General features: G+C 73.8%; 21 protein-coding genes and 1 pseudogene. 19 read left to right on the top strand and 3 right to left on the bottom strand.

The features are described 5' to 3' along the window. Positions 1 to 27 precede the first annotated feature (27 nt). Both ndk and HF577_RS18640 read left to right on the top strand, forming a co-directional pair. Entirely contained in the window at positions 28 to 438 is a 411-nt protein-coding gene (gene ndk / locus HF577_RS18635) for a nucleoside-diphosphate kinase (RefSeq protein ID WP_169397166.1), read from the top strand. Continuing rightward, complete coding sequence (locus HF577_RS18640; RefSeq protein ID WP_312859222.1) at positions 435 to 974, top strand: GNAT family N-acetyltransferase; 540 nt, start codon at positions 435 to 437, stop codon at positions 972 to 974. The genes ndk and HF577_RS18640 overlap by 4 nt, the downstream gene beginning before the upstream one ends. Here HF577_RS18640 and HF577_RS18645 read toward each other — a convergent pair. Further along, positions 886 to 1,817, bottom strand: a pseudogene (locus HF577_RS18645) (MBL fold metallo-hydrolase). The gene HF577_RS18640 and the pseudogene HF577_RS18645 sit on opposite strands and share 89 nt — an antisense overlap. Further along, positions 1,814 to 2,392: a TetR/AcrR family transcriptional regulator gene (locus tag HF577_RS18650; protein WP_169397167.1), complete on the bottom strand. Its 579-nt coding sequence runs from the start codon at positions 2,390 to 2,392 to the stop codon at positions 1,814 to 1,816. Before HF577_RS18650 ends, HF577_RS18645 begins: the two are co-directional and overlap by 4 nt. Before the next feature lie 90 nt (positions 2,393 to 2,482). Here HF577_RS18650 and HF577_RS18655 point away from each other — a divergent pair, with 90 nt between their 5' ends. The 4 genes from HF577_RS18655 (at position 2,483) to HF577_RS18670 (ending at position 6,078) form a co-directional block, all read left to right on the top strand. Next, positions 2,483 to 3,406 (top strand): ABC transporter ATP-binding protein, encoded by a 924-nt coding sequence (locus HF577_RS18655; protein WP_169397168.1) that lies wholly within the window; start codon positions 2,483 to 2,485, stop codon positions 3,404 to 3,406. 118 nt (positions 3,407 to 3,524) lie between these two features. Next, a complete protein-coding gene (locus HF577_RS18660; protein WP_312859223.1) occupies positions 3,525 to 4,361 on the top strand; it encodes an ABC transporter permease in 837 nt (278 codons plus the stop codon). After that, on the top strand, positions 4,358 to 5,179 hold the full coding sequence (locus HF577_RS18665; RefSeq protein WP_169397170.1) for an ABC transporter permease: 822 nt from the start codon (positions 4,358 to 4,360) through the stop codon (positions 5,177 to 5,179). The genes HF577_RS18660 and HF577_RS18665 overlap by 4 nt, the downstream gene beginning before the upstream one ends. Before the next feature lie 107 nt (positions 5,180 to 5,286). Next, positions 5,287 to 6,078, top strand: coding sequence for a tryptophan-rich sensory protein (locus tag HF577_RS18670; protein WP_169397171.1), 792 nt, complete (start codon positions 5,287 to 5,289; stop codon positions 6,076 to 6,078). Here the strand turns inward: HF577_RS18670 and HF577_RS18675 are convergent. Continuing rightward, a complete protein-coding gene (locus tag HF577_RS18675; RefSeq protein WP_169397172.1) occupies positions 6,075 to 8,369 on the bottom strand; it encodes a hypothetical protein in 2,295 nt (764 codons plus the stop codon). The genes HF577_RS18670 and HF577_RS18675 overlap by 4 nt on opposite strands. A 140-nt stretch (positions 8,370 to 8,509) precedes the next feature. On the opposite strand from HF577_RS18675, the gene HF577_RS18680 reads away from it, so the two are divergent. The 13 genes from HF577_RS18680 to proB all read left to right on the top strand — a co-directional run. Then, positions 8,510 to 10,465: a TIGR03960 family B12-binding radical SAM protein gene (locus tag HF577_RS18680; protein ID WP_169397173.1), complete on the top strand. Its 1,956-nt coding sequence runs from the start codon at positions 8,510 to 8,512 to the stop codon at positions 10,463 to 10,465. After that, the gene (locus tag HF577_RS18685; protein ID WP_169397174.1) at positions 10,458 to 10,979 is read left to right on the top strand and encodes a GNAT family N-acetyltransferase; all 522 of its coding nucleotides are present in this window, start codon (positions 10,458 to 10,460) and stop codon (positions 10,977 to 10,979) included. Before HF577_RS18680 ends, HF577_RS18685 begins: the two co-directional genes overlap by 8 nt. Before the next feature lie 23 nt (positions 10,980 to 11,002). After that, complete coding sequence (locus HF577_RS18690) at positions 11,003 to 11,959, top strand: helix-turn-helix domain-containing protein (protein WP_169397175.1); 957 nt, start codon at positions 11,003 to 11,005, stop codon at positions 11,957 to 11,959. Positions 11,960 to 12,034: 75 nt separating this feature from the next. Then, positions 12,035 to 12,571, top strand: coding sequence for a (2Fe-2S)-binding protein (locus HF577_RS18695; protein ID WP_169397176.1), 537 nt, complete (start codon positions 12,035 to 12,037; stop codon positions 12,569 to 12,571). Between the two features lie 3 nt (positions 12,572 to 12,574). Continuing rightward, positions 12,575 to 13,579 carry an FAD binding domain-containing protein gene (locus tag HF577_RS18700; RefSeq protein ID WP_169397177.1) on the top strand — a complete coding sequence of 335 codons (1,005 nt, stop codon included), beginning with the start codon at positions 12,575 to 12,577 and terminating at the stop codon, positions 13,577 to 13,579. After that, entirely contained in the window at positions 13,576 to 15,801 is a 2,226-nt protein-coding gene (locus tag HF577_RS18705) for a xanthine dehydrogenase family protein molybdopterin-binding subunit (RefSeq protein WP_312859224.1), read from the top strand. Before HF577_RS18700 ends, HF577_RS18705 begins: the two co-directional genes overlap by 4 nt. A 191-nt stretch (positions 15,802 to 15,992) precedes the next feature. Continuing rightward, the gene (locus tag HF577_RS18710) at positions 15,993 to 17,447 is read left to right on the top strand and encodes an amino acid permease (protein ID WP_407692218.1); all 1,455 of its coding nucleotides are present in this window, start codon (positions 15,993 to 15,995) and stop codon (positions 17,445 to 17,447) included. Between the two features lie 30 nt (positions 17,448 to 17,477). Beyond that, complete coding sequence (locus tag HF577_RS18715) at positions 17,478 to 18,278, top strand: TIGR03936 family radical SAM-associated protein (protein WP_211174476.1); 801 nt, start codon at positions 17,478 to 17,480, stop codon at positions 18,276 to 18,278. 175 nt (positions 18,279 to 18,453) lie between these two features. After that, a complete protein-coding gene (locus HF577_RS18720; RefSeq protein WP_169397179.1) occupies positions 18,454 to 21,633 on the top strand; it encodes a translation initiation factor IF-2 N-terminal domain-containing protein in 3,180 nt (1,059 codons plus the stop codon). Between the two features lie 132 nt (positions 21,634 to 21,765). Next, positions 21,766 to 22,074: a 50S ribosomal protein L21 gene (gene rplU, locus HF577_RS18725; protein ID WP_169397180.1), complete on the top strand. Its 309-nt coding sequence runs from the start codon at positions 21,766 to 21,768 to the stop codon at positions 22,072 to 22,074. A 12-nt stretch (positions 22,075 to 22,086) separates the two neighbouring features. Next, on the top strand, positions 22,087 to 22,344 hold the full coding sequence (gene rpmA / locus HF577_RS18730; RefSeq protein ID WP_169397181.1) for a 50S ribosomal protein L27: 258 nt from the start codon (positions 22,087 to 22,089) through the stop codon (positions 22,342 to 22,344). Between the two features lie 79 nt (positions 22,345 to 22,423). Further along, positions 22,424 to 23,968 carry a GTPase ObgE gene (obgE, locus tag HF577_RS18735; RefSeq protein WP_169397182.1) on the top strand — a complete coding sequence of 515 codons (1,545 nt, stop codon included), beginning with the start codon at positions 22,424 to 22,426 and terminating at the stop codon, positions 23,966 to 23,968. After that, the coding region (gene proB / locus HF577_RS18740; protein WP_169397183.1) for a glutamate 5-kinase at positions 23,965 to 25,080 on the top strand (1,116 nt) is incomplete at its 3' end. The genes obgE and proB, both read left to right, overlap by 4 nt.

Genomic DNA, 25,080 nt, shown 5'->3' on the forward strand with positions numbered 1-25,080 from the left:
CTCGCGGGCCGTGGATACCCTGGGCGCGTGACTGAACGCACCCTGGTCCTCGTCAAGCCCGACGGCGTCGAGCGCAAGCTCATCGGCGAGGTACTCGCCCGCATCGAGCGCAAGGGCCTCGACATCGTGGCGCTCGAGCTGCGCACCGTCGAGCGCGAGCTCGCCGAGCAGCACTACGCCGAGCACGACGGCAAGCCCTTCTTCGGCGACCTGCTCGAGTTCATCACCTCGGGCCGGGTGCTCGCGGCCGTCGTCGAGGGCCCGCGGGCCATTGCGGCGTTCCGCCAGCTCGCCGGGGGCACCGACCCCGTCGCCAAGGCCACGCCGGGCACCATCCGTGGCGACTTCGGGCTGGAGACGCAGTTCAACCTGGTCCACGGCTCCGACTCCGAGGAGAGCGCGGCCCGGGAGATCAAGCTCTGGTTCCCGAACCTGTGACGCCCGCCGCCGACGAGCCCTTCGTCAGCGGCCCGCACCTCGTCCGCGAGGTGCATCCCGATATGGACACGGCGCTGGGCACGCTCTGGGTCGCGGTGACGCGGGCGGGCGGGGCCGTCGGCTTCGCCCCGGACGCCCCCGAGGCCGACATCCGCGCGGCCGCGGTGCAGGCGGTCGAGGATGTCCGCGCCGAGCGCCAGCAGCTCATCGTGATCGGCGCCGACCACACGCTCGCCGGCACGGTCTTCCTGCGCACCGGCGTGGGCGTGCAGGCCCACCGGGCCGACGTCCTGCGTCTCATGGTCCGCCCCGACCTGCAGGGTCGCGGCTGGGGCCGGACGCTGCTCGACGCGGCGGTCGCCCACGCCACCGCGCTCGGGCTGGAGCAGCTGATGCTCTCCACCCGCGGTGGCACCGACGTGGCCGGCTTCTACCTGAGGCGGGGCTTCACCGAGGTCGGGGTGTGGCCGGAGACGCTGCGGCTCGGCCCGGACGACCTGCGCGACGAGCACTGGTTCCAGCTGCGGCTGCGCTGAGGCCGCCGGCCACCCGGCCCCGCTGGGCGGTCCGCAGCTCCACGGGGTCGTGGGCGCTGAACACCGTGATCTCGTCGCCGTGGTAGCGCACCAGCTCGCGCAGCCTGTCCTGGTTGGCGAGGCGGGGAGCCCGCGTACGGTCTCCATCCGGTTCTGGATGAAGCGCAGCCCCGGGGAGCACCAGGGCGCTTCCGGGCGCATCTCACCGTGGAAGAGGTAGGCGTCGCCTGCGTGCAGCAGCCAGCGGTCGCCGTCGCGCACCGCCACGCCCGTGTGCCCGACGCTGTGGCCGATCAGCGGGACCAGCAGGATCTCCGCCGGCAGTCCGGGAAGCTCGCGCACCGCCTCGAAGCCGAACCACTTCTCGCCCTGCGGGTCGTGCGGTGCCCACCGGGTCACGTGCGACCAGTGGAGCCGCGGGTAGCGCATGCGCTCGGCGCTGGTGCGCACGGCGGTCGCCGCCTCCAGCTCCGTGCGCAGCACGTGCACCTGGGCGTCGGGGAAGTCCCGCAGGCCGCCTGCGTGGTCGAGGTCGAGGTGGGTGAGCACGACGTGGCGCACGTCGGACGCGCTGTATCCCAGCTGCTCGACCTGGCGCAGCGCGGTCTCCGCGATGTCGAGCACCGGGCGGGACCGCCACTGCCACCCTCTGCTCAGTGACGCGTCCGGATCGGTGACGTCGCCCGTTCCGAGCCCGCTGTCCACCAGGACGAGGCCGTGGTCGGTCTCGATCAGGAGGCAGTGGCAGACCAGCTCGGCGGTGGCGAGGAGGGGCCCCGTCCCGCTCACCAGCCTGCCGCCGAAGGGCCGCATCGTGCCGCAGTTGAGGTGGTGGACCTTCATAGCGAGCTCCGTTCGTTGTCGAGAAGGACCCGCAGGCGGCTGCCGACCGCGCGCAGGGGGGCGACGTCGCGGCGGGTCCGGGCGAGCAGGAGGGCGCCTTCGACCGCGGCGAGGACGACGGTGGCGAGGTCGTCGGGTTCCGTTACGCCGGCCGCGCGCAGGTGGTCGGCCACGAGCGACTGCCACGAGCCGTAGACGTCGGCGCAGGCCGTGCGGACGGCATCGTTGTGCGCCGCGGTGTCCAGGGCGACCGTCGCGACCGGGCAGCCCTCGCGGTAGCCGGTGGCGGCCAGGTGCTCCCCGAGCGCGGCGACGGCACGCTCCAGCGCCTCCGCGGGGTCCGGCGTGCTCGCCAGCGTCGCGGCGAGCGCGGCTCCGAACTCGGCGCCGGCCAGCTGCACCGACTCGACCGCCAGCTGTTCCTTCCCACCGGGGAAGTGGAAGTAGAGCGAGCCCTTCGGCAGCCCGCCTTCGGTGAGGACCTGGGTGAGGCCGGTGGCGTGGTAGCCCTGCACGCGGAACAGGTCCGCCGCGGTCCGGATCACGCGCTGACGGGTGGTGGATCGATCAGGCACACCGTGACTATAGAGACCGGTCTACTAGTCCGCCGGGGCCCCGATCAAACGGCGCGATTTTTGTCGGGCTCGCCGGTTACCGTGCTTCTCGTGGCGGATGGACTGGTTCAGGCCCGCGGGCTGCGCAAGCGCTTCGGCGACTTCGAGGCGGTCCGCGGTGTCGACGTCGACGTCGCCCGTGGTGAGGTGTTCGGCTTCCTGGGTCCCAACGGCGCAGGCAAGTCGTCCACCATGCGGATGATCGCCTGCGTGTCGCCCCGCACGGACGGGTCGCTGCAGGTGCTCGGGATGGATCCGGACGTCGACGGCCCGCGCATCCGCGCCCGCATCGGCGTCGTCCCCCAGCTCGACAACCTCGACGCCGAGCTCACGGTGCGGCAGAACCTCCAGATCTACGGCCGCTACTTCGGGCTCTCCCGGGCGCACGTGCGGGCCAAGGCCACCGAGCTGCTGGAGTTCGCCCAGCTCACCGACCGCGCCGACGACGAGGTCGAGCCTCTTTCCGGCGGGATGAAGCGCCGCCTCACCATCGCGCGCGCACTGGTCAACGAGCCGGAGCTGCTGCTGCTCGACGAACCCACCACCGGTCTCGACCCGCAGGCGCGCCACCTGCTGTGGGAGCGGCTGTACCGGCTCAAACGCGAGGGCGTCACCCAGATCATCACCACCCACTACATGGACGAGGCCGAGCAGCTGTGCGACCGGCTCGTCGTGATGGACGGCGGCGTGATCGTGGCCGAGGGGTCACCTGCCGAGCTGATCGAGCGCTACTCCACGCGCGAGGTGCTGGAGCTGCGGTTCGACCCCGCGCTCCGGCCCGAGGCCGCGGTCATCGCGCCGCTGGCCGAGCGGGTGGAGGAGCTGCCCGACCGGTTGCTGCTCTACACCGCCGACGGCGAGCACACCCATGCCGAGGTGGCCCGGGCCGGCTTCGTGCCGCTTTCGGCGCTGGTGCGGCGCTCCTCGCTGGAGGACGTGTTCCTCCGGCTGACCGGCCGCACTCTGGTGGACTGATGAGCGAGCCTGCGAGCGAATCATCGACACAGCGCCCTTGCGAAGCGTCGGCCGAGCGCAGCGAGGCCGTGCGATGAGCGAGCTGGCGAGCGAATCATCGGCACAGAGGGAGCCTGCGGTGAGTGCGGCGCTCCAGGGTGCCGGGCCGCGGTCCACCGGCCGGGCACCGGGCCCGTGGGGCGGGATCCTGCTGGTGGTGGAGCACTTCTGGACCTGGTACCGGCGCAACTGGCGGGCCACCGCCGTGTCGTCCGTGCTGCAGCCGCTGCTGTTCCTGCTGGCCTTCGGGGTCGGGTTCGGGTCGCTGGTCGCCGGCACCGGCAGTGCCGCGGAGGCCACCGGGGGTGTCGACTACCTGGTGTGGCTGGCGCCGGCGCTGCTGGCGGTGTCCACGGTGCAGAGCGCGGCGTTCGAGTCCACCTATCCGGTGCTGTCGGGGTTCAAGTGGCAGCGGTTCTACCACGCGATGGCGGCGAGCCCGATCTCCCCGGCGCAGGTGGCGCTCGGGCACCTGGTCTGGGTGGCGGCCAAGATGGCCGGCTCCGGCGCCATCTACGTCATCGTGATCGCCCTGTTCGGGGGCGTCGGGAGCGCGGGCATCGTGGTGTCGCTGCTGGCTGCCGTGCTCGCCGGAGCGGCGGTGGCGGCGCTGGTCACCGCGTTCTCCGCCACGCGGGAGAACGAGGGTGCGGCGTTCAACGCTCTCTTCCGGTTCGTCGTCATCCCGATGACGCTGTTCTCGGGCACGTTCTTCCCGGTCGACAGGCTGCCGGAGTGGGTGCAGCCCCTCGCGTTCGTCTCCCCGCTCTGGCACGGCACCGAGCTCGCCCGCGCGGCCGCGCTCGACCGCTGGCAGCCGCTCGCGGCGCTGGGGCATCTCGCCTACCTCGTCGCGCTGCTCGCGCTCGGGATCGCGCTCTCCACCCGATTCTTCGCCAGGAGGCTGGTCCGGTGACCACGCAGGCACCCGCGCCCGTCCCGTGGCTGCGGCTGTTCCCCGCCGGGAGCTACGCCGGGCGCTCCCACGCGTTGCTGCTCCGGTCGGCCACGGCGTCCGGGCGCGCCTGGCTCGCGTTCGTCTCCGGGTTCTTCGAACCGGTCTTCTACCTGATCGCGATGGGCCAGGGGCTCGGGTCGCTGGTCGGGATGCTGCCCGGGCCCGACGGCGCGCCCATCAGCTACGCGGCCTTCATCGCTCCCGGGTTGCTCGCCGCATCGGCGATGAACGGGGCCGTGTTCGACGCCACCTTCAACGTCTTCTTCAAGCTCAAGTACGGCCGGCTCTACGAGGCCATGCTGGCCACGCCGCTCGGGCCGGTCGACATCGCGCTCGGGGAGATCGGCTGGGCGCTCATCCGCGGCGGTCTCTACGCGCTGGGGTTCCTGTCGGTGATGGCGGGCTTCGGGCTGCTCGTCTCCCCGTGGGCGCTCCTCGCGCTGCCCGCTGCGCTCGTGGTGGCGTTCGCGTTCGCCGCCGTCGGCATGGCGGCCACCTCGTTCATGCGGTCGTGGCAGGACTTCGACCTGGTCACCCTGGCGATCCTGCCGATGTTCCTGTTCTCCACCACGTTCTATCCGCTCTCGGTGTACCCGCGGTGGCTGCAGATCGTGGTGGAGTGCCTGCCGCTGTTCCATGCCGTCGAGCTGATGCGCGGTCTCACCACGGGCGTGGTGCACCTCGGGATGCTCGGCCATCTGACGTATTTCGTGGTGATGATCGCGGTCGGAGTCACGGTGGCATCGCGCAGGCTGGACGTCCTTCTGCTCCGCTAGAACCGGCCCATGGCCGATCTTCCGCTCGCCCTCGCGGCCTGACCCGTCACCGACCCGTCATCGACTCGGTTGGCCGGGCACCCGCGCGCAGGCCGACAATGGCTGCCATGACGGTAACGTCCCAGCGGCCTGCGCTCGTCGACCTCGTCCGCACCATTGTGGTGGTGCTGCTCGCGGTGCTCCAGATCGTCGTCTCGGCGCTCGCCGGAACCGGGGGAGTCGGGGAGCCCATCGGGGTCGTTGCCCGCGACTACGCCACACCGTTGCTCGCTGCCGGGTGGGCGTTCGCCATCTGGGCGCCGATCTACGCCGGGTTCCTCGCCTACGCGGTCTACCAGGCGTTGCCGGGCCAGCGGGGGCGGCAGATCCACCGGGAGATCGGCTGGTGGCTCGCGGTGTCGGCCGTGCTCAACGCCGGCTGGGTGCTGTCGTTCGGAGCCGGCTGGCTGCCACTGGCCGAGCTGATGATCCTCGCCCTGCTCGTCGCGCTGGCCGTCGTGTTCGGGCGCCTCACCCGCCAACCGGCCGAGAGCGTGCTGGAGCGGGTCGTGCTGCGTGGCACCGTCGCGCTGTACACGGGGTGGGTGTCGTTCGCCACCGCGCTCGGTACCGCAGCCACCGGGGTGTGGGTCGGGCTGCCGGGCACCGGGGCGCTGGCCGCGATCGCGGCGGTCGTCGTGCTGCTGGCGGTCGCGGTGATCGCCTCGTGGGTGGTGCTCTCCGGCACGGCCGTCGTCGGCTACGCGTTCGCGGCGGTGTGGGCGGCCGCCGGGATCGCCCTCAACGACCCGCCTGCCGGGGTGGTCGTCGCCGGGGCGATCGCGATCGTGGTGGTCATCGCCGCCACCACCCGCAGGCTCACCACGGCGGGCAACCCCATGCGCGCCGCCTGGGGTTAGGGAAGGTCCACCCGGAGCACGTCGCCTGCGTCGTAGGCCATGAGGCCGCCCTCGGCTGCGAACAGCCCGAGACCCACCAGCCGCCGGTCCTGTGCCACCACGGAGACGCCGCCGTCGTCGCCGACCGCGAGCACCACGTCGTCGGCCACCACCACCGCGCGCCCCGCCCGGTCGAGGGCCACGGTGGCCCGGGGCAGCGCCAGCGCGGCGGGCGCCACGCCGCGGGCCAGCTGGACGGCCACCGGCGTGATGTCGCCTGCCCGGCCGCCCGCGTCGATGACGGTGCCCAGCACGCGGTCGCCGTCGAGGGTGAACAGCCTGCCGTCCACGAGCACCCAGCCCCGGCCGTCGGCGCGGACGACCCCGCTGCCGACCCGGCCGTCGAGGACCCGCGTGGCCGCGCCGCCGTCGATCCGGAACGCGCCCGCCGGTGTGGCGAGCAGCGGTGGGCGGCCGCCGAGGTCGGGGACCAGGCCGGTGGCGCCTCCCGCGCCCGCCGCCGGGTCGGGCTGGGCCGGCAACCGCTGCTCGCCCGCGGCGGTCCCGTGCACGAGCGCGATCGCCGGGTCGGGGCCGGGGGCGGACTCGAGCCACCACACGCCGCCGGCACCGTCGGGCCACACCCGCCCCGGGGTGCCGTCCCGGCGGGTGCCGACCGGCGTGCGCGTACCGTCGGCGGCGACCACGGCCACCTCGGCGCCCGGCCCCGCGGTGCCGGCCGCCCACCGCCCGTCCACGCCCAGGGGCACCCCGAGCGTGTCGCGCCCGGCCCGGGCCACCGGCACCAGGCCGACGGGCCGGGCCACCGGGGCCGGGTGCGGGGTGCACGACGAGGGCGGCGGTGGGAGGTCGCCGAGCGCGGAGTCCGGCCGCGGGAGCCGCCACAGCGCCGGGCCGTCGGCCCCGGCCAGCGCGAGCACGATGTCGCCCGCCGGAGCCACCGTCAGCGCGGTGACGGCACCCGGCAACGGTGCCGCCACGGCCCGGAGGTCCCCGCCCGGGTCCAGCCGGACGAGGCGGGCCGCCGCGGCCTCGCCCGCGACGAACCAGATGCCGCCCCCCGCGTCGACGGCGAGAGGGCTCGGGCCGGGGAGGAAGCTCGCCGGGCCGGAGCCGGTGATGCCGCAGCCGGGGTCGAGCCCGCCCGCCAGCACCGTGACCTCCGCGCGGGCGGTCGGCCCGCTCGAGAGGCGTTCCAGGCGGACACCGGCGGCCTGCGCGACGAACCGCAGGCCGCCGTCGCGCACGGGCAGCACCGCGGTGACGTCGATCGGGGTGCTGTCGGTGGGGCCGAGGATGGTGAACACGGGCAGGAACGTGCCGGCGGCGGACTGCGTGCCGTCGCGCTCGGCGAGGTCGAGGAGGCGGGCGGTGCCGGGCGGGTCGCCGGTGGCGCGCAGCCACACCACGCCGTCCGGGCCGGGCGGGCTCGCGGCGCTCACGCCGTGCACGGTGACGGCCACGGGGTCGGCGGCGTCGAGCCCCGTCACCGTCAGGGCGTCCGCGGCCGACCAGCGCACCACCCGGCCGCCGCTCACCCCGAGGATCGACGGGCCGGCGGTCGAGGGTGGGTCGTGCGGGGTCACGGCGAGCACGTCGGCCCGTCCGCGGGCGTCCACGACGGCGAGTCCGTCCCGGCTCGCGGCACCGACACCGGCGTCGAGGGCGACGACCCTCGTCCCGGCCGACCCGGCGAGCCCGGTCGTGCCGCTGCGGAACTGCGGTGCGTCCAGCCCGGCGACGTGCACGAACGGCCCGGCGGAGCGGTCGCCCATGGCGGGACCGGCCCCGCCGGGCAGCAGCGGGACGGCCGCTGCCACGAGCGCCACGGCGAGGAAGTCGGCGACGAGGAGCCTCACCACGGTGGCCCGGGGCGTCCGGACCGCCCCCAGCACCACGACACCCACTCCCGAGAGGATCGCGATCACGGCGCCCGCCGCGGCGGAGCCACCCCAACCGGCGAGCACCCACACCCCGGTCGCGACGAGCCCGGCCCCGGCCGCCACGAGCAGCACCCGGGCGGCCACCGCCCAGCGCCCCCCGCGCCGTGACCGCAGCAGCACCACGCTCACGGCCGCCACGACGAGCGCGGCCAGCAGGACGGTGCGGAGTGGGCCGAGCAGCTCCCAGCCCGGCCAGCGCGCGGCGGCGCCCGGCAGCGCGGGACCGACGCCGAGGAGCACCACGGGCTGCCGCGGGGCGGTCCACCACGGCAGCGGCAGGGTCACCAGGGGCACGACCGCCAGCGCGGCAGCGGCGAGCAGGGCAGGTGGTATGCGTCCGACGGTCATCGGCGCGCTCCCTCGTTGGACCCGGCGATCACCGTACCGACCTGCGGGCCCGGGCCGGAGACCGCGCGGTCGGCGGCCGCCCCGATGGTGGGACTACCCTGGACCAGCATGACCGGCGACGCACTCACCTCCGAGGCACCATGACCGCTCCCTCCGTGTTCGCCGACCTCGAACCGCTGCTGCCGCGTGTCTCCAAGCCCGTGCAGTACGTCGGCGGCGAGCTGAACGCGCAGCTCAAGGACTGGGAGTCGGCCGCGGTGCGGTGGGCGCTGATGTACCCCGACGCCTACGAGGTGGGGCTGCCCAACCAGGGCGTCATGATCCTCTACGAGCTGCTCAACGAGCGGGCCGACGCGCTCGCCGAGCGCTGCTACGCCGTCTGGCCCGACCTCGAGGCGCTGATGCGCGAACACGGGGTGCCCGCCTTCACCGTCGACGGGCACCGGCCGCTCGGAGCCTTCGACCTGCTCGGCGTGAGCTTCTCCACCGAGCTCGGCTACACCAACCTGCTCACCGCGCTGGATCTCGCCGGGATCCCGCTGCACGCCACCGACCGCGGGATCGACCATCCGGTCGTGGTCGCGGGCGGCCACGCGGCGTTCAACCCGGAGCCGATTGCTGACTTCGTCGACGTGGCCGCGATCGGCGACGGCGAGGAGGTCGTCGGGGACATCACCGACGTCGTCAAGGAGTGGAAGGCCGAGGGCAGGCCCGGTGGCCGCCGCGAGCTGCTGCTGCGCCTGGCCGCCGTCGACGGCTGCTACGTCCCCTCGCTCTACGACGTGACCTACGGCGACGACGGCGCGATCGCCGCGGTCGCGCCGCTCGACGAGCGCGTCCCGCGCACGGTCACCAAGCGCACCACGAGCGACCTGGACGCCTGGCCGTACCCGAAGCAGCCGCTGGTGCCGCTGGCCGAGACGGTGCACGAGCGGGCCAGCGTGGAGATCTTCCGCGGTTGCACGCGCGGCTGCCGGTTCTGCCAGGCCGGGATGATCACCCGGCCGGTGCGTGAGCGGTCGCTGGCCGGCATCGGCGAGATGGTCGACTCGGCGGTGCGGGCCAGCGGGTTCGACGAGGTCGGGCTGCTGTCGCTGTCGAGCGCCGACCACTCCGAGATCGCCGAGATCACCAAGGGCCTGGCCGACCGGTACGAGGGCACGAACACGTCGTTGTCGCTGCCCAGCACCCGGGTCGACGCGTTCAACATCGACCTCGCCAACGAGATCTCCCGCAACGGCCGCCGCTCCGGGCTCACGTTCGCCCCGGAGGGCGGGTCCGAGCGGATCCGGCGGGTGATCAACAAGATGGTGTCGGAGGAGGACCTGATCCGCACCGTCTCCGAGGCGTTCGCGCAGGGCTGGCGGCAGGTGAAGCTCTACTTCATGTGCGGGCTGCCCACCGAGGAGGACGAGGATGTCCTCGAGATCGCCGGGATGGCCCACCGGGTGATCCAGGCCGGTCGCGCGGCGTCCGGGCACAACGACGTCCGCTGCACCATCTCCATCGGCGGGTTCGTCCCGAAGCCGCACACCCCGTTCCAGTGGGCCGCCCAGGCCCACCCCGACGTGGTCGACGAGCGGCTGCGCAAGCTGCGCGCCGCCGTCAACAGCAACCGCAAGCTGGGCCGCAACGTCGGGATGCGCTACCACGACGGGCAGCCCTCGCTGATCGAAGGCCTCCTCGCGCGCGGGGACCGGCGCGTCGGCCGGGTGATCGAGCAGGTGTGGCGCGACGGCGGCCGGTTCGACGGCTGGAGCGAGCACTTCTCCTACGAGCGCTGGACGGGTGCCGCGGCCACCGAGCTGGAGCCGCTCGGCGTCTCGCTCGACTGGTTCACCACCCGGGAGCGCGGTCGCGACGAGGTGCTGCCGTGGGACCACCTGGACTCCGGGCTGGAGCGCGACTGGCTCTGGGACGACTGGCAGGACGCCCTGTCGGGCCGCGAGCAGGACGACTGCCGGTGGACGCCGTGCTTCGACTGCGGCGTCTGCCCGTCCACCGGCACGGACATCGAGGTGGGGCCGAGCGGCACCACGCTCATCCCGCTGACCGTCGTGAACCCCCTGTCCGGAGGCCCGGGCACGAGTGGCTGATCGCACCGGTTCCGGTCCACCGCTCGGAATCCGGGTCGCCGACGAGCGCGACGTGGTCGCACTGGCCCAGCTGCGCCGCGCCTGGCTGGAGGAACGCGCGGGGCGACCGGTCGAGGATCCCGGTTTCGAAGCCGCGTTCGAGCAGTGGTGGCGGGTGGAGCTGCCGCGCCGGACGTTCTGGCTGGCCGAGGTCGGGACGCCGCGCAGCGGGTTCACGGCCATCGGTTCCATCAACGTGGTCGAGATCGTGCACATGCCTCGCCCCGGCACGCGCGGCGGTCGCATCGGGCACGTCGGCAACGCCTTCGTGCTGGCGGCCTTCGCCGACCGCGGGGTGCCCGCGGCCCTGCTGTCCGCGGCGCTGGAGCACGCCAGGGAACGCCGCTACCGGCGGCTGCTGCTCGCCCCCACGTCGGGGAGCGCGGCGTTCTACCGGCGGGCCGGCTTCGCGTCGGCGGGGGAGCAGCTGCTGATGCTCGATCCGTCGACCCTTCCGGCGCCGCCACCGCCGTAGGACGGCTCGCGTAGTTTCGGGACATGGCCCGCGAGCGTTCCGGGGAGGCCACGAACCCCGCTCCGCCCACCTTCCCCCGTGCGCCGCAGGCGGAAGGTGGGGCCGGGTTCGAGGCGCTCGAGGTGGACCAGACCGGCTACTCCCGCCAGGTGTTCTCCAGCTGGCACGAGGCCGGCTGGCGCTCCCTGCTGGTACGCCGCTTCGACGACGCCCCCGAGGTCGAGGACGTCATGATCCCGCCCTCCGACGCCCAGCAGGTCGTCCTGGTCACGTCGGGCCGCACGGAGATCGAGTCCTGGGTCGACGGCCGCTGGCGCAGCGCCGGCTACCTGCCCGGGAGCATCGGGATGACCGCGCCGGGGCGGCCCACCCGGCTGCGGTGGCGCAGCACGTCGCCCGAACCGATCGGCAGGCTGCACGTCCACCTGCCGGGCAGCACGCTGCGCCGCGCCGCCGCCGAGATGGGGAGCGGGGAGCTGCCGGAGGCCGACGCACTGGTGGTGACCGACCCGCTCCTGGAGCAGGTGATGCTCGGGCTCGCGGACGCGGCCGCGACGGGCGCGCCTGACCTCTACGCGGAGTCCGCGGCCGAGTTCCTCGCCGTGCACCTTCTCGTGCGCCACACCGGCAGGTTCCTGCGGCCGGTGCCCCGGCAGGAGGATGCGCGCGTGCGCCGGGCGCTGCAGTTCATGCAGGAGAATCTCCACCAACCGCTCAGCCTGGCGGATATCTCCCGGGCGGCGGGCCTGAGTTCCTTCCATTTCCTGCGGGTGTTCAAGGCGGCCACCGGGCACACCCCGCACCGCCATCTGACCAAGCTCCGCGTGGCGGCCGCCCGGCGTCACCTGGAGATCGGCGACCTGCCGGTGAGCGCAATCGCGCACGTCTGCGGGTTCAGCAACCCGGCCCATCTCTCCTCGGCGTTCGCCAGGGAGATGGCGATCTCTCCCTCGGCCTATCGGCGCGAGCGGCGCTCCTAGCGCCGCAATTCTTCGGCGGCTTTGAGCAATCTGGCAGATGCGATCTGTGGTTCGGTCTCTTTACAGTTCCGCACCATGGCCACACCGGTACGAACCGACGAGACGGCGCGTACGACCGCGCCCTCCCCGCCATTCAGCACCACGGTGCATGTCGGCTTCCGGGTCAACGACGAGGACGTGGAGCTGGATCTCGACCCGCGCGAGTCGTTGCTCGACGTGCTGCGCGAGCGGCTCGAGCTGACCGGCACGAAGAAGGGCTGCGACCACGGCCACTGCGGCGCGTGCACGGTCCACGTGGACGGGCGGCGGGTGGTGTCCTGCCTGACCCCCGCTGTGCAGGCGCAGGGGACAGCCGTGACGACGATCGAGGGTGTCGCCGGTCCCGGCGGGGAGCTGCACCCGGTGCAGCAGGCGTTCGTGGACCACGACGCGCTGCAGTGCGGCTACTGCACCCCGGGCCAGGTGATGTCGGGGATCGCGTGCATCGACGAGGGCCACGCCGGTGACGACGCTCAGGCGCGGGAGTACCTCAGCGGGAACCTGTGCCGGTGCGGCGCCTACCCGGGCATCGTCGCCGCGGTCCGCGCCGTCGCCGACCGGTCGGAGGGCTGAGCGTTGCGTCCCTTCGCCTATGCGGCCCCGGCGAGCGTTCCCGAAGCGCTCGACGCGCTGGTGGCAGCCGGCCCCGACGCCCGGTTCCTCGCCGGTGGCACCACGCTGTACGACCTCATGAAGCTGGGCGTCGAGGCGCCCCCCGCGGTGGTCGACGTGCACCGGCTGCCCGAGCTGGCCGTGGTCGACACCGCCGGCCCGGACGAGCTGGTGTTCGGGGCCGGCGCCCGGATGGCCGACGTCGCCGAGGACCCGGTGCTGCTGCGCGACTACCCGATGCTGGCGGAGTCGCTGGCCAAGGCGGCGTCCCAGCAGCTGCGCACGATGGCCACCGTCGGTGGCAACCTCCTGCAGCGCACCCGGTGCAGCTACTTCCGCGGCGGCGCGCCCTTCGCGTGCAACAAGCGCGAGCCCGGCAGCGGTTGCTCCGCGCTGGAGGGGATCGACCGCGCCCACGCCGTGCTGGGCACCAGCGACAGCTGCATCGCCACCTACGCCGGCGACTGGGCGGTCGCGCTCATCGCCCTCGACGCCGTGGTCGACGTGCTCGGCCCGGACGGCGCCCGCACGGTGGCGCTGGCCGATCTGCACCACGAGCCGGGCTCGCACCCGGAGCGGGAGACCACCCTCGCGGCCGGGGAGCTGATCCTGCGGATCCGGGTGCCCACCACCCGTACCGCGCGCGGGTCGACCTACCACAAGATCCGCGACCGGGAGTCGTACGCGTTCGCGCTGGCCTCCGCGGCCACGGCGGTCGCCCTCGACGCGGACGGCGTGGTCACCGACGCCCGGATCGCGCTGGGCGGGGTGGCCACCCGGCCCTGGCGGGCCGCCGCCGCCGAACGGACGCTCGTGGGGGCGCCGCTGACCGTCGACACCGCCCGCCGGGCCGGTGAGGCCGCACTGGCCGGTGCCCGGCCCGGCCGGCACAACGGGTTCAAGATCGAGCTGGCCGTCCGCACCGTCACCGACGCGTTGCGCATCGCCGGAGAGCGAGCAGTGCAGTGAGTACCGAGACCGCCCCGCCGAGCACCGTGCGGGTGGACGCCCGCGACAAGGTCACCGGCACCCTCCGGTACGGCACCGACCGGGTGCCGCCGGGGATGCTGCACGCGGCGCTCGCGGTGGCGACCGTGGCGAAGGGCCGGCTCGTCCACCTCGACACCGAGGCGGCAGCGGCACTGCCCGGGGTGCACCTGGTGCTCACCCACGCCGACGCCGACGAACTGACCTCGGGAGGGTTCCTGCTGGGCGGCGGGTACGGCTTCCAGAGCTTCCAGCCGTTGACGGGCGACCGCATCGCCTACCGCGGCCAGCCCATCGCGCTCGTCGTCGCCGACACCCTGCACGTCGCCACCGAGGCCGCCGCGCTGGTGCGCGCCGAGTACGAGAGCGAGCCCGGCGCCTTCACTCTCGACGCACCCGGCGCCGAGGCGCTGGTGCAGTCCGAGGCGATCCCGTTGCCGATGTTCGCCGACGTCGTGGCCGGTGACGCCGACGGCGTACTCGCCGAGGCCGCCACCCGGCCCGGCGCCGTGGTGATCGACGCGGTGTACGACCACCCGGCTCAGCACCAGAACCCGATGGAGCTGATCGGAACGGTGGCCGAGTGGCGCAGTGCCGGCGACGGCGGCGCCGACATCCTCACGGTGCACGAGGGCACGCAGAACGCGGGCGCGGTGCAGCACGGGGTGGCCACGCAGCTCGGGATCGACGCCGACCGGGTCGAGGTGATCTCCCCCTCGGTGGGCGGCGGGTTCGGGCAGAAGAACTCGCTGCAGCCCCAGACCGCGCTGGTGGCGATCGCGGCCCGCCGGGTGGGGCGGCCCGTGAAGCTGGTGGTGCCGCGCACGCAGGTGTTCCACGACAGCAGCTTCCGGCCCGCCACCCGCCAGCACATCCGGCTCGCCGCCGACGGGACCGGCCGGATGCTCGCGGCGGTGCACGAGGTGGACCAGCAGACCTCGCGCCACGATCTGTTCCCCGGGACCCACACGGAGATCACCTCCCGGCTCTACGGCATCCCGAACTACCGCGGCCTCCAGCGCCTGGTGCGCACCGATGTCCAGACGCCCGGTTACATGCGCGCCCCGTACGAGCACTCGGCCGCGTTCGCGTTCGAGTCCGCGGTGGACGAGCTCGCCGTCGCGCTCGGGCAGGACCCGGTGGAGCTGCGGCTGGCCAACGACACCGACACCGACCCCGTCAGCGGCGAGCCGTTCTCCTCCCGACACCTCGCCGAGTGCCTGCGCCGCGGCGCCGAGCGCTTCGGCTGGGCCCGGCGCACGCCGGAGCCGGGCTCGATGCGTGCCGACGACGGCAGCCGGGTCGGCTGGGGCGTCGCGGTGGGGTGCTACCCGGGCATGGCGGCACCGACGGCCGCCCGGGTGTGCGCCGAGCCGAGTGGCGCGGTGCGGGTGGAGGTCGGTGCGCACGAGATGGGCCAGGGCCTGCGCACCGCGATGGTCCGGACCGTCGCGGCGGACCTCGGCATCCCAGCAGGCGACGTCACCCCCGCCGTCGGGGACACCCGCGCCCTTCCGCACCACCTCACCGCGGGATCCTGGGGCACCGCGGGAGCGCTGCCCGCGATTGCGCTCGCTCTCGCGGAGCTGCGCACCGCCCTGAAGGTCCCCGAGCAGGGGCCGGTCGACGTGGCCGCGGCGGTGGCCGCGACCGGACGCGACTCCGTCGAGGTCGAGGCCGTCTACACCGCGCCCGGCCAGCCGCCCCAGGTCCTCGACCGGCTGCGGGCCGGTCTGCCGGCCCCGGGAGGGCCCGAGCACCCCGGCTTCGTCACGTTCAGCTGGGTGGCGCACTTCGTCGAGGTCCGCATCGAGCCGACCATCCACCGGATCCGGGTACCCCGGGTGGTCAGCGTCGCCGACTGCGGCCGTGTCGCCAGCCCCACCACCGCCGGGAGCCAGCTTCGCGGCGGAGTGGTCTGGGGCATCAGTGCCGCACTGCGGGAGAGCAGCGAGGTCGATCCGCGCTTCGGCGGCTTCCTGAACGCCTCGCTCGAGGAGTACCCGATCGCCGTCAACGCCGACATCGGCGAGATCGACGTGGACTTCATCGACACCCCCGACCCGATGCTCAACAGCCTCGGGGTCAAGGGTCTCGGCGAGGTGTCCATGGTCGGTGTCGCCGGTGCCGTCGCCAACGCGGTCCACCACGCGACGGGACGCCGGTTCCGTCGCCTGCCCATCCACCTGGAGGACGTGCTCTGACGTCCCGGCCCTCGGCGTTCTGTGCCCGTCTGACCAGCTCTGTCACCTTCGTCCCGACCAAGATCGGTTCCACCGTGCGACCGTGACGCCCCCGGGGTGAAATGCGCCGATCAACTGATCGGGGGGCACGCATGACGGGATCCGGGACTGCCGCGAGCAGCACTGGCGGGGGCGGCGACAGCAGGACGGCGGTGGAGGCACGCCCGAGCTTCCACCACGAGGAGGAGGGCTACCAGAAGGGCCTCAAACCCCGGCAGCTGCAGATGATCGCGATCGGCGGCGCCATCGGCACCGGCCTGTTCCTCGGCGCGGGTGAGCGGCTGCGCGAGGCGGGCCCGGTGCTGGCCATCGTCTACGCCGTCTGCGGTCTGTTTGCGTTCCTCATCCTGCGCGCGCTCGGCGAGCTGGTGCTCCACCGCCCGTCGTCGGGCTCGTTCGTGTCCTACGCGCGGGAGTTCTTCGGCGAGAAGGCCGCGTTCGCCGCGGGCTGGATGTACTTCCTGAACTGGGCGATGACCTCGATCGTGGACGTCACGGCGATCGCGCTGTACGTGCACTACTGGGGGATGTTCAGCGCGGTGCCGCAGTGGCTGATCGCGCTCGTCGCACTGGTCGTGGTGCTGGGCGTCAACCTCGTGTCCGTGAAGGTGTTCGGCGAGCTGGAGTTCTGGTTCGCGCTGGTCAAGGTGGTCGCGCTGATCGCGTTCGTGGTGGTCGGCACCGTCTTCCTGGTGGGCCGGTTCCCGATCCAGGGCGCGGCCACCGGCATCGGGGTGATCAGCGACCACGGCGGGCTGATCCCCAACGGGCTGCTGCCCGCGATCGTGATCACCCAGGGTGTGGTGTTCGCCTACGCCGCGATGGAGCTCGTCGGCACGGCGGCGGGGGAGACCGCGGACCCGGAGAAGGTCATGCCGCGGGCGATCAACTCGGTGGTCCTGCGTATCGCGGTGTTCTACGTCGGTTCGGTGCTGCTGCTGTCGCTGCTGCTGCCCTTCACCTCCTACGCGGCAGGCACCAGCCCGTTCGTCACGTTCTTCGCGGCCATCGGGGTGCCGGGTGCGGGCACGCTGATGAACCTGGTGGTGCTCACGGCCGCCCTCTCCAGCCTCAACGCGGGCCTGTACTCCACCGGCCGGATCCTGCGGTCGATGGCGATGAACGGCTCCGCGCCCCGGTTCACCGCGCGGATGTCCGCCGGCGGTGTGCCCTTCGGCGGCATCGCGCTCACCGCCGTGATCACGCTGCTCGGCGTCGGGCTGAACGCGGTGGTGCCCGAGCAGGCGTTCGAGATCGTGCTGAACGTCGCGGCGCTGGGCATCCTCTCGAGCTGGGGGATGATCGTGGCGTGCCAGCTCCGGCTCGTGGCGTGGTCGAAGGCGGGGGTCGTGCGGCGGCCATCGTTCCGGCTGCCCGGGTCGCCCTGGACCGGCTACGTCACCCTGGTGTTCCTCGTGGGCGTGCTGGTGCTGATGGCGCTCGACTACCCGGTGGGGACGTTCACGGTCGGCTCGCTCGTGGTCATCGTCCCGGCGCTGGTGGGCGGCTGGTTCGCCGTGCGGACGCGAGTGGAGTCCGCTGCCGCCGAACGGATGGGCCACACCGGGGAGTTCCCCGTGAAGGCCAACCGGCCGCCCGCGCAGTAGTCGGCGGCCCGGTGCTCGTAGGCTGCCCACATGGCCCGCGTGCGTCCCGGGGAGGCGGCTAACCCCGCTCCTCCCACCGTGCAGCGCATCCGGATGCGCTTCGCCAAACGGGGCAGGCTGCGCTTCCTCTCCCACCGTGACGTGGCGCGCAGCTTCGAGCGGGCCGTGCGGCGGGCCGGGGTGCCGGTGGCGCACTCCCATGGCTTCAGCCCGCATCCGCGGCTGTCCTGGATCGGCGCGGCACCCACCGGCTCGGCGAGCGAGGCGGAGTACCTGGAGATCGGGCTGACCAGTCCGGTCGACCCGGCCGCGCTGGTGGCCGCACTCGACGCGGCCCTGCCCGACGGGCTCGACGTGCTCGCCGCGGCGGTGGCCGACGGGCCGTCGCTGGCCGACCGGATCGACGCCAGCCACTGGCTGCTCGAACTACCCGGCGTCGGGCCCGACGCCCTGCGGGAGGCGCTCGCGGCGCTGCTGGCGGAGTCCTCCGTGGTCGTGGAACGCGTCACACCGTCCGGGCGACGGCAGATCGACGTCAGGGCGGCTCTGGTGCGGGCCGAGGTGATCGACGACACCGTCGCAACCCCGCCGTCGGGTGGGTCACCGGCGACTCCCACCGATCAGACGCCAAACTGTGCGATAATGACGGCGGTCGTACGGCAGACGACACCCGCCGTTCGACCCGATGACGTGTTGGGTGCACTCGACGTTGTCGCAGGCCTCAGGCCGCCGGTGCCCGCGAAGGCGACCCGGATGGCGCAGGGACTGCTCGACCATCGAGGCGACTTGGCCGACCCACTCGGTTCCGACCGGGTCACAACCCGCGCCTGAACCGGCGGGTCGGCTCCGGCGCTACTGCCGGTCACGACACGTCGTCGAGAACAGTCGCCCTCCGGGGCGGAGCGAGACCAGAGGATTGCTCGGTGCGCACCGCGCGGCGAGAACAGAACTGCACGTGTCCCCGCGCGGCGGCCTCCCCGGAGGCGCCCGGGGGCGGAGGAGCTGAATGTCGAATATCGATTCGCCCGCCGGTAGCACCGGCGGGCCGGTCACCGTACCCGGCCTGGACGAACTGCCCGAGCGGATGCGGGTGCACGCACTGGCGAAGCTGCTCGGACGCACCAGCCGTGAGGTCATGGCCGCACTGACCGACCTGGGCGTCGAGGTGCGCAGCGCGCAGTCCAGCATCGACCGCAAGTCGGCCGAGCAGGTCGTCACCGCACTGGTGCCCGGCTCCGCCGAGCCGGCGGCGGGCTCCGCCGAGCCCCTCGTGGAGGAGCCGCCCGCGGCCGCCGAGCCCGCTGGCGCAGAGGTCGCCGCGCCGCTCACGCCGCTGTTCGCGCCCCCCACACCGCTGTTCCAGCCGCCCACGCGCCCCGCGCGCACCCGCCGCCGGTCGGCCGAGGCCGCACCCGCGCCCGTCGACGTCGAGCCGGACGCTCCTGCCGGCCCGGACACCGACGCCGGCACAGCGCCGGACGCCGACACCGACACCACGGACGAGCAGGCCTCCCCGCCCGCGGCCGACGGCGACGAGTCCGACGACGACGGGGCCCGCAGGCGCAGGCGCCGTGGCCGCCGTGGCCGGGGCCGCGGGCGTGGCAGCGACGGCTTCGACGACGAGAGCGGCGACGACTCCGACGACTCCGACGAGCCGGCCCGCGCCGACGCCGCCGGGGCCGAGGCCGACGAGGCCGCTGCCTCCGACGAGCCGAGCGCCGAGCAGGACGACGACAGCGACCGCGAGAGCGACGACGAGGCAGGCGGCTCGCGCCGTCGCCGCCGTCGGCGTCGCCGCCGTGGGGCGGGCGACGACAGCGCCGACACGCCCGACGAGCCCGACGCACCCAACACCGTCGTCCGGGTGCGGCAGCCGCGCGAGCAGCGCACCGACGACAGCGACGGCGACGGCGTGCAGAGCGTGCGCGGCTCCACCCGTCTCGAGGCCAAGCGCCAGCGCCGCCGCGACGGCCGCGACGCGGGGCGCCGCCGCGTCCCGATCCTGTCCGAGGCCGAGTTCCTGGCCCGCCGCGAGTCCGTCGACCGGGCCATGGTGGTGCGGGAGCACAGCAACCGCGTCGAGATCGCGGTGCTCGAGGACGACATCCTCGTCGAGCACTTCGTCACCGACCAGGGCGGCACGGGGCCGTCCATGGTCGGCAACATCTACCTCGGGCGTGTCCAGAACGTGCTGCCGAGCATGGAGGCCGCGTTCGTCGACATCGGTCGCGGTCGCAACGCCGTGCTGTACGCAGGCGAGGTCGACTGGGACGCCGCCGGTCTCGGTGGCAAGGCCCGCCGCATCGAGCAGGCGCTCTCCAGTGGCGACAGCGTGCTGGTGCAGGTCACCAAGGACCCGATCGGCCACAAGGGTGCCCGGCTCACCACGCAGATCAGCCTGGCCGGCCGCTTCCTGGTCTACGTGCCGTCCGGCGGTGCCGCCGGCATCAGCCGCAAGCTGCCCGACGTCGAGCGCAAGCGGCTCAAGGACATGCTCAAGGAGATCGTCCCCAGCGAGGCGGGGGTGATCATCCGCACGGCGTCGGAGGGCGTCAGCCACGAGGCGCTGGAGCGCGACGTCCGCCGCCTGCAGGCGCAGTGGGAGGTCGTGAAGACCAGGGCCGAGCAGACCGGCCCCAACAAGCCCAAGGCGCCGGTGCTGCTCTACGAGGAGCCCGACCTGCTCCTCAAGGTCGTGCGCGACCAGTTCAACGAGGACTTCTCCCGGCTCATCGTCGAGGGCGACGACGCGTGGGACACGCTCCAGAACTACGTCGGGCACGTCGCCCCCGAGCTGGCCGACCGCCTGCACCGCCACGTCGGCCCGTCCGACGTCTTCGAGGAGTACCGCATCGACGAGCAGCTGCTCAAGGCGCTCGACCGCAAGGTCTGGCTGCCGTCGGGCGGCACGCTGGTGATCGACCGCACCGAGGCGATGACGGTCATCGACGTCAACACCGGCAAGTTCACCGGCTCCGGCGGCAACCTCGAGGAGACCGTCACCCGCAACAACCTGGAGGCGGCCGAGGAGGTCGTCCGCCAGCTGCGGCTGCGTGACATCGGCGGCATCATCGTCATCGACTTCATCGACATGGTGCTCGAGGCCAACCGCGACCTGGTGCTGCGGCGGCTCACCGAGTGCCTGGCCCGGGACCGCACCCGCCACCAGGTGGCCGAGGTCACCTCACTCGGCCTCGTGCAGATGACCCGCAAGCGGGTCGGCGGCGGGCTGCTGGAGCACTTCTCCACGCCGTGTGAGCACTGCCGCGGCCGCGGTGTGCTCATCAGCACCGAGCCGCTCACCGAGAAGGCCGACCCGGGCCGGACCGAGCGCGGCGACCGCTCCGACCGCGGGGCCGACCGGGACCGCGACGTCTCCGGCCGCCGGTCGCGGGGCCGCAACCGGCGCGGTGACGGCGACGAGCGTGGTGGCCAGCAGAACGGCGCCCACCAGGGCGGTGGCCAGCACAACGGCGTCACCGTCGACGCGGTGTCCGCGCCCGACGCGTCCGACGCCGCGATCGACGTCGGCGCTCCGACGCCGGTGGCAGAGGCCCCGGCGGCGGTGGCCGAGCCGGCACCGGCCGAGCCCTCGGTCGCGGTGGAGGCACCCGTCGTGGCCGACGTGCCGGTCGCCGAGGCGGCCGACGCACCCGTGGTCGACGCGCCCGCCGTCGAGGACCCGCAGGTCGTCGAGGCACCCGCACCCACCGGTCGCCGCTCCGGCAGCCGCCGGGTCGTGCGCCGGGGCGTGGTCGAGACCTCGCCCCAGGCCGGTCCCGTCGACGTGGCTGCCGACGCGGTCGAGGAGGTCGTCGTCGAGCGGTCGCTCGCGGAGCAGGCCACGCGGCCCGCTCCTGCCGCGTCGGAGGAGGCGGCCGACTCCGCCTCCGCGACGGTGGCCGACCCGGCCACCGAGGCGAACGGGCAGCCCCGGCCTCGCCAGCGGCGCGGCCGCGTCACCCGCACGGCCGGCGCGCCGGCTGCGGCCTCGGGGGACGCACCGGTGGCGGCCGTCGTCACGGTGCCGGCCACACCGGCAGCGGCGAGCGAGCCCGCCACACCCGTCGCGGTGCCGCCGCAGCCCGAGCCCACCGGGGTCACACGGCCCCGGCGCACCCGCCGGGCGGCCTCCCGTCCGGCCGGGCCCCCGGCCACCGGCGACGGCGGGGGAGACCCGGTTTGACCCTCGCCGAAACCCTTCCGTACCCTGGGACACCTGCGCCGCGCTCTGTTCATCGGTTGCCGCGGCCCGCGCAGAGCTACAGAAGAGGACAGAGTTCTGTGCTTCGTCCCCCGAGCTAGGAGCAGTGCGTCGATGTACGCGATCGTCAAGACCGGCGGTAAGCAGTACAAGGTGGCCGTCGACGACGTGCTCACCGTTGAGAAGATCAAGGGTGAGCCCGGCGCGGAGGTCACCCTTCCGGCCCTGCTCCTGGTGGACGGCGACGACGTCACCACCGACGCCGAGGCGCTCGCTGCTGCGTCGGTCACCGCCACGGTCGTCGAGCACACCAAGGGCCCGAAGATCCGCATCCACAAGTTCAAGAACAAGACCGGGTACCACAAGCGCCAGGGGCACCGTCAGCCCCTGACGAAGGTCCAGGTCACCGGCATCGCGAAGTAGGGAGACGCAGCCATGGCACACAAGAAGGGTGCGTCCAGCTCGCGCAACGGGCGCGACTCCAACGCACAGCGCCTCGGCGTGAAGCGCTTCGGCGGCCAGGTCGTGGGTGCGGGCGAGATCATCGTCCGCCAGCGCGGCACCAAGTTCCACCCGGGCACCGGCGTCGGCCGCGGCGGCGACGACACGCTGTTCGCGCTCGTCGACGGAGCCGTCGAGTTCGGCTACACCCGCGGCCGCAAGGTCGTGAACATCGTTCCGGCCTCGGTCTGAGGCCGGCACCACCCCAGTTCTGCACAACGGCGGGCCGCCCTCGGGGTGGCCCGCCGTTGTCGTGTATGAGGAGAAGTCGATGTCGAAGTTCGTGGACCGGGTGGTGCTGCACGCCACCGCGGGGGCGGGCGGCAACGGCTGCGCCTCCGTGCACCGCGAGAAGTTCAAGCCGCTCGGTGGCCCCGACGGCGGCAACGGCGGTCGGGGCGGCTCGATCGTGCTCGTCGTCGACCCCGGCGTGCACACCCTGCTCGACTTCCACCACCGGCCGCACGCCATGGCCCGCAACGGGAAGCAGGGCCAAGGCGGGTTCCGGGCCGGCGCCAACGCCGAGGACCTGGAGCTGCGGGTCCCCGACGGCACGGTGGTCTTCGACGGCAACGGCGAGATCATCGCCGACCTCGTGGGGGCCGACACCCGCTTCGTCGCCGCGGAGGGTGGCCGGGGCGGGCTGGGCAACGCCGCGCTCGCCTCCGCCGCCCGCAAGGCACCGGGATTCGCGCTGCTCGGTGAGCCGGGGGAGAGCCGCGACCTCGTGCTCGAGCTGCGTTCGATGGCCGACGTCGGCCTCGTCGGGTTCCCCTCGGCGGGCAAGTCGTCACTGGTCGCCGCGCTCTCCGCGGCGCGCCCGAAGATCGCCGACTACCCGTTCACCACGCTCGTGCCGCAGCTCGGGGTGGTCACCGCGGGCGAGGAGATCTTCACCGTGGCCGACGTGCCCGGGCTCATCCCCGGGGCGTCCGAGGGCCGCGGCCTGGGGCTCGACTTCCTGCGCCACATCGAACGCTGCTCGGTGCTCGTGCACGTCGTCGACTGCGCCACGTTCGAGCCCGGCCGCGACCCCGTCGCCGACGTCCAGGCGCTGGAGGACGAGCTCGCCCGCTACACCCCGGCCCTCGGCGGGGAGCTGGCCGACCGGCCGCGCCTGATCGCGCTGAACAAGATCGACGTCCCCGACGCCCAGGACATGTCCGAGCTCGTCGCCGCCGAGCTCACCGAGCGCTTCGGCTGGCCGGTCTACGCCATCTCGGCCGTGAGCCGGGCGGGGCTGCGTGAGCTGACGTTCGCCATGGCGGAGCAGGTGCGCGCCTACCGCGCGGCGCAGCCGATCCTCGAACCCACCCGCATCGTGCTGCGGCCCCAGGCCGTCGACGACGCCGGGTTCACGGTGGAGGCCGACCGCGAGCTCCCCGGCGGGTTCGTCGTGCGCGGGGCCCGCCCCGAGCGCTGGATCCGGCAGACGTCGTTCGACAACGACGAGGCCGTCGGGTACCTGGCCGACCGGCTCGCCCGGCTCGGCGTGGAGGACGCGCTGGCCAAGGCAGGCGCGAAGCCGGGCTGCCCGGTGACGATCGGCGACGTCACGTTCGACTGGGAGCCGAGCACCCCCGCGGGTGTCGCCGTGCTGATGTCCGGGCGTGGCACCGACCGGCGCCTGGAGCGGGACGACCGCATCAGCGCGGCCGAACGCAAGGCCGCCCGCATCGAACGGCGCAAGCCGCGCACCGACGCCGAGCTGCTGGAGGCGGAGGAGGCGGCCGAGCCGGCGGCCCCGCCGGTCTGGGACGACGCGGTGTGGGACGAGTCCGTGAGCTCCGGGGAACGGCCCCGGACCGGGCCGTGACCGCCCGGGGACAGCTCGCCGCGGCGCGCCGGATCGTCGTCAAGGTCGGGTCGTCCTCGCTCACCAGCCTCGACGGCGGGCTCGACCCGCTGCGGCTCGACGCGTTGGTCGACGCCCTCGCGGCCCGGCGCGCGGCGGGCAGCCAGGTGGTGCTGGTGTCCTCGGGGGCGATCGCGGCCGGGCTGGCCCCGCTCGGGCTGTCCCGCCGCCCCCGCGACCTCGCCACCCAGCAGGCCGCGGCGGCCGTGGGGCAGCTGCTGCTCGCACAGGCCTATGCGGCCTCGTTCGCGCGGCACGAGCAGGCGATCGGGCAGGTGCTGCTCACCGCCGACGACATGATCCGCCGCGCCAACTACCGCAACGCCCAGCGCACGCTCGAACGCCTGCTCGGCCTCGGTGTGCTCCCGGTGGTGAACGAGAACGACACCGTCGCCACCGACGAGATCCGGGTCGGTGACAACGACCGGCTGGCCGCACTCGTGGCCCACCTCATCGGCGCCGACGGCCTCGTGCTGCTGTCGGACGTCGACGGGCTCTACGACGGCGACCCGCGCCTGCCCGGCTCGCGTCTGATCGGCGAGGTGGAGGCGCCGTCCGACCTGGAGACCGTGCGGATCGCCCGGCCCGGCGAGGGCAGCCTCGGCCGTGGCGGCATGGCCACCAAGATCACGGCGGCCGCGATGGCCGCCGCCGCGGGCATCCCGGTGCTGCTCGCGGCGTCGGAGGACGTCACCTCCGCACTCGACGCCTCGGAGGTGGGCCCCAAGGTGGGCACCGCCTTCCAGCCCTCCGGACGCCGGATGTCGGCCCGCCGGTTCTGGCTGCGGCACGCCGCGGACGTGCGCGGTTCGCTCGACCTCGACGCGGGCGCCGTGGCCGCGGTGATCGGCCGCAGGCGCTCCCTGCTCGCCGCCGGCATCCACGGCATCTCCGGTGACTTCGTGGCGGGCGACGTGGTCGACCTCGTGGGGCCGCACGGCGTCGTCGTCGCGCGCGGGGTGGTCGGCTTCGACGCCACCGAGCTGCCGTCGCTGATCGGCCGCCGCTCCCGCGACCTCGCCCCCGAACAGCGCCGCGAGGTCGTGCACGCCGACGACCTGGTCCCCCTGACC

The organism is Pseudonocardia xinjiangensis, assembly GCF_012911925.1.
Taxonomy (GTDB): domain Bacteria; phylum Actinomycetota; class Actinomycetes; order Mycobacteriales; family Pseudonocardiaceae; genus Pseudonocardia; species Pseudonocardia xinjiangensis.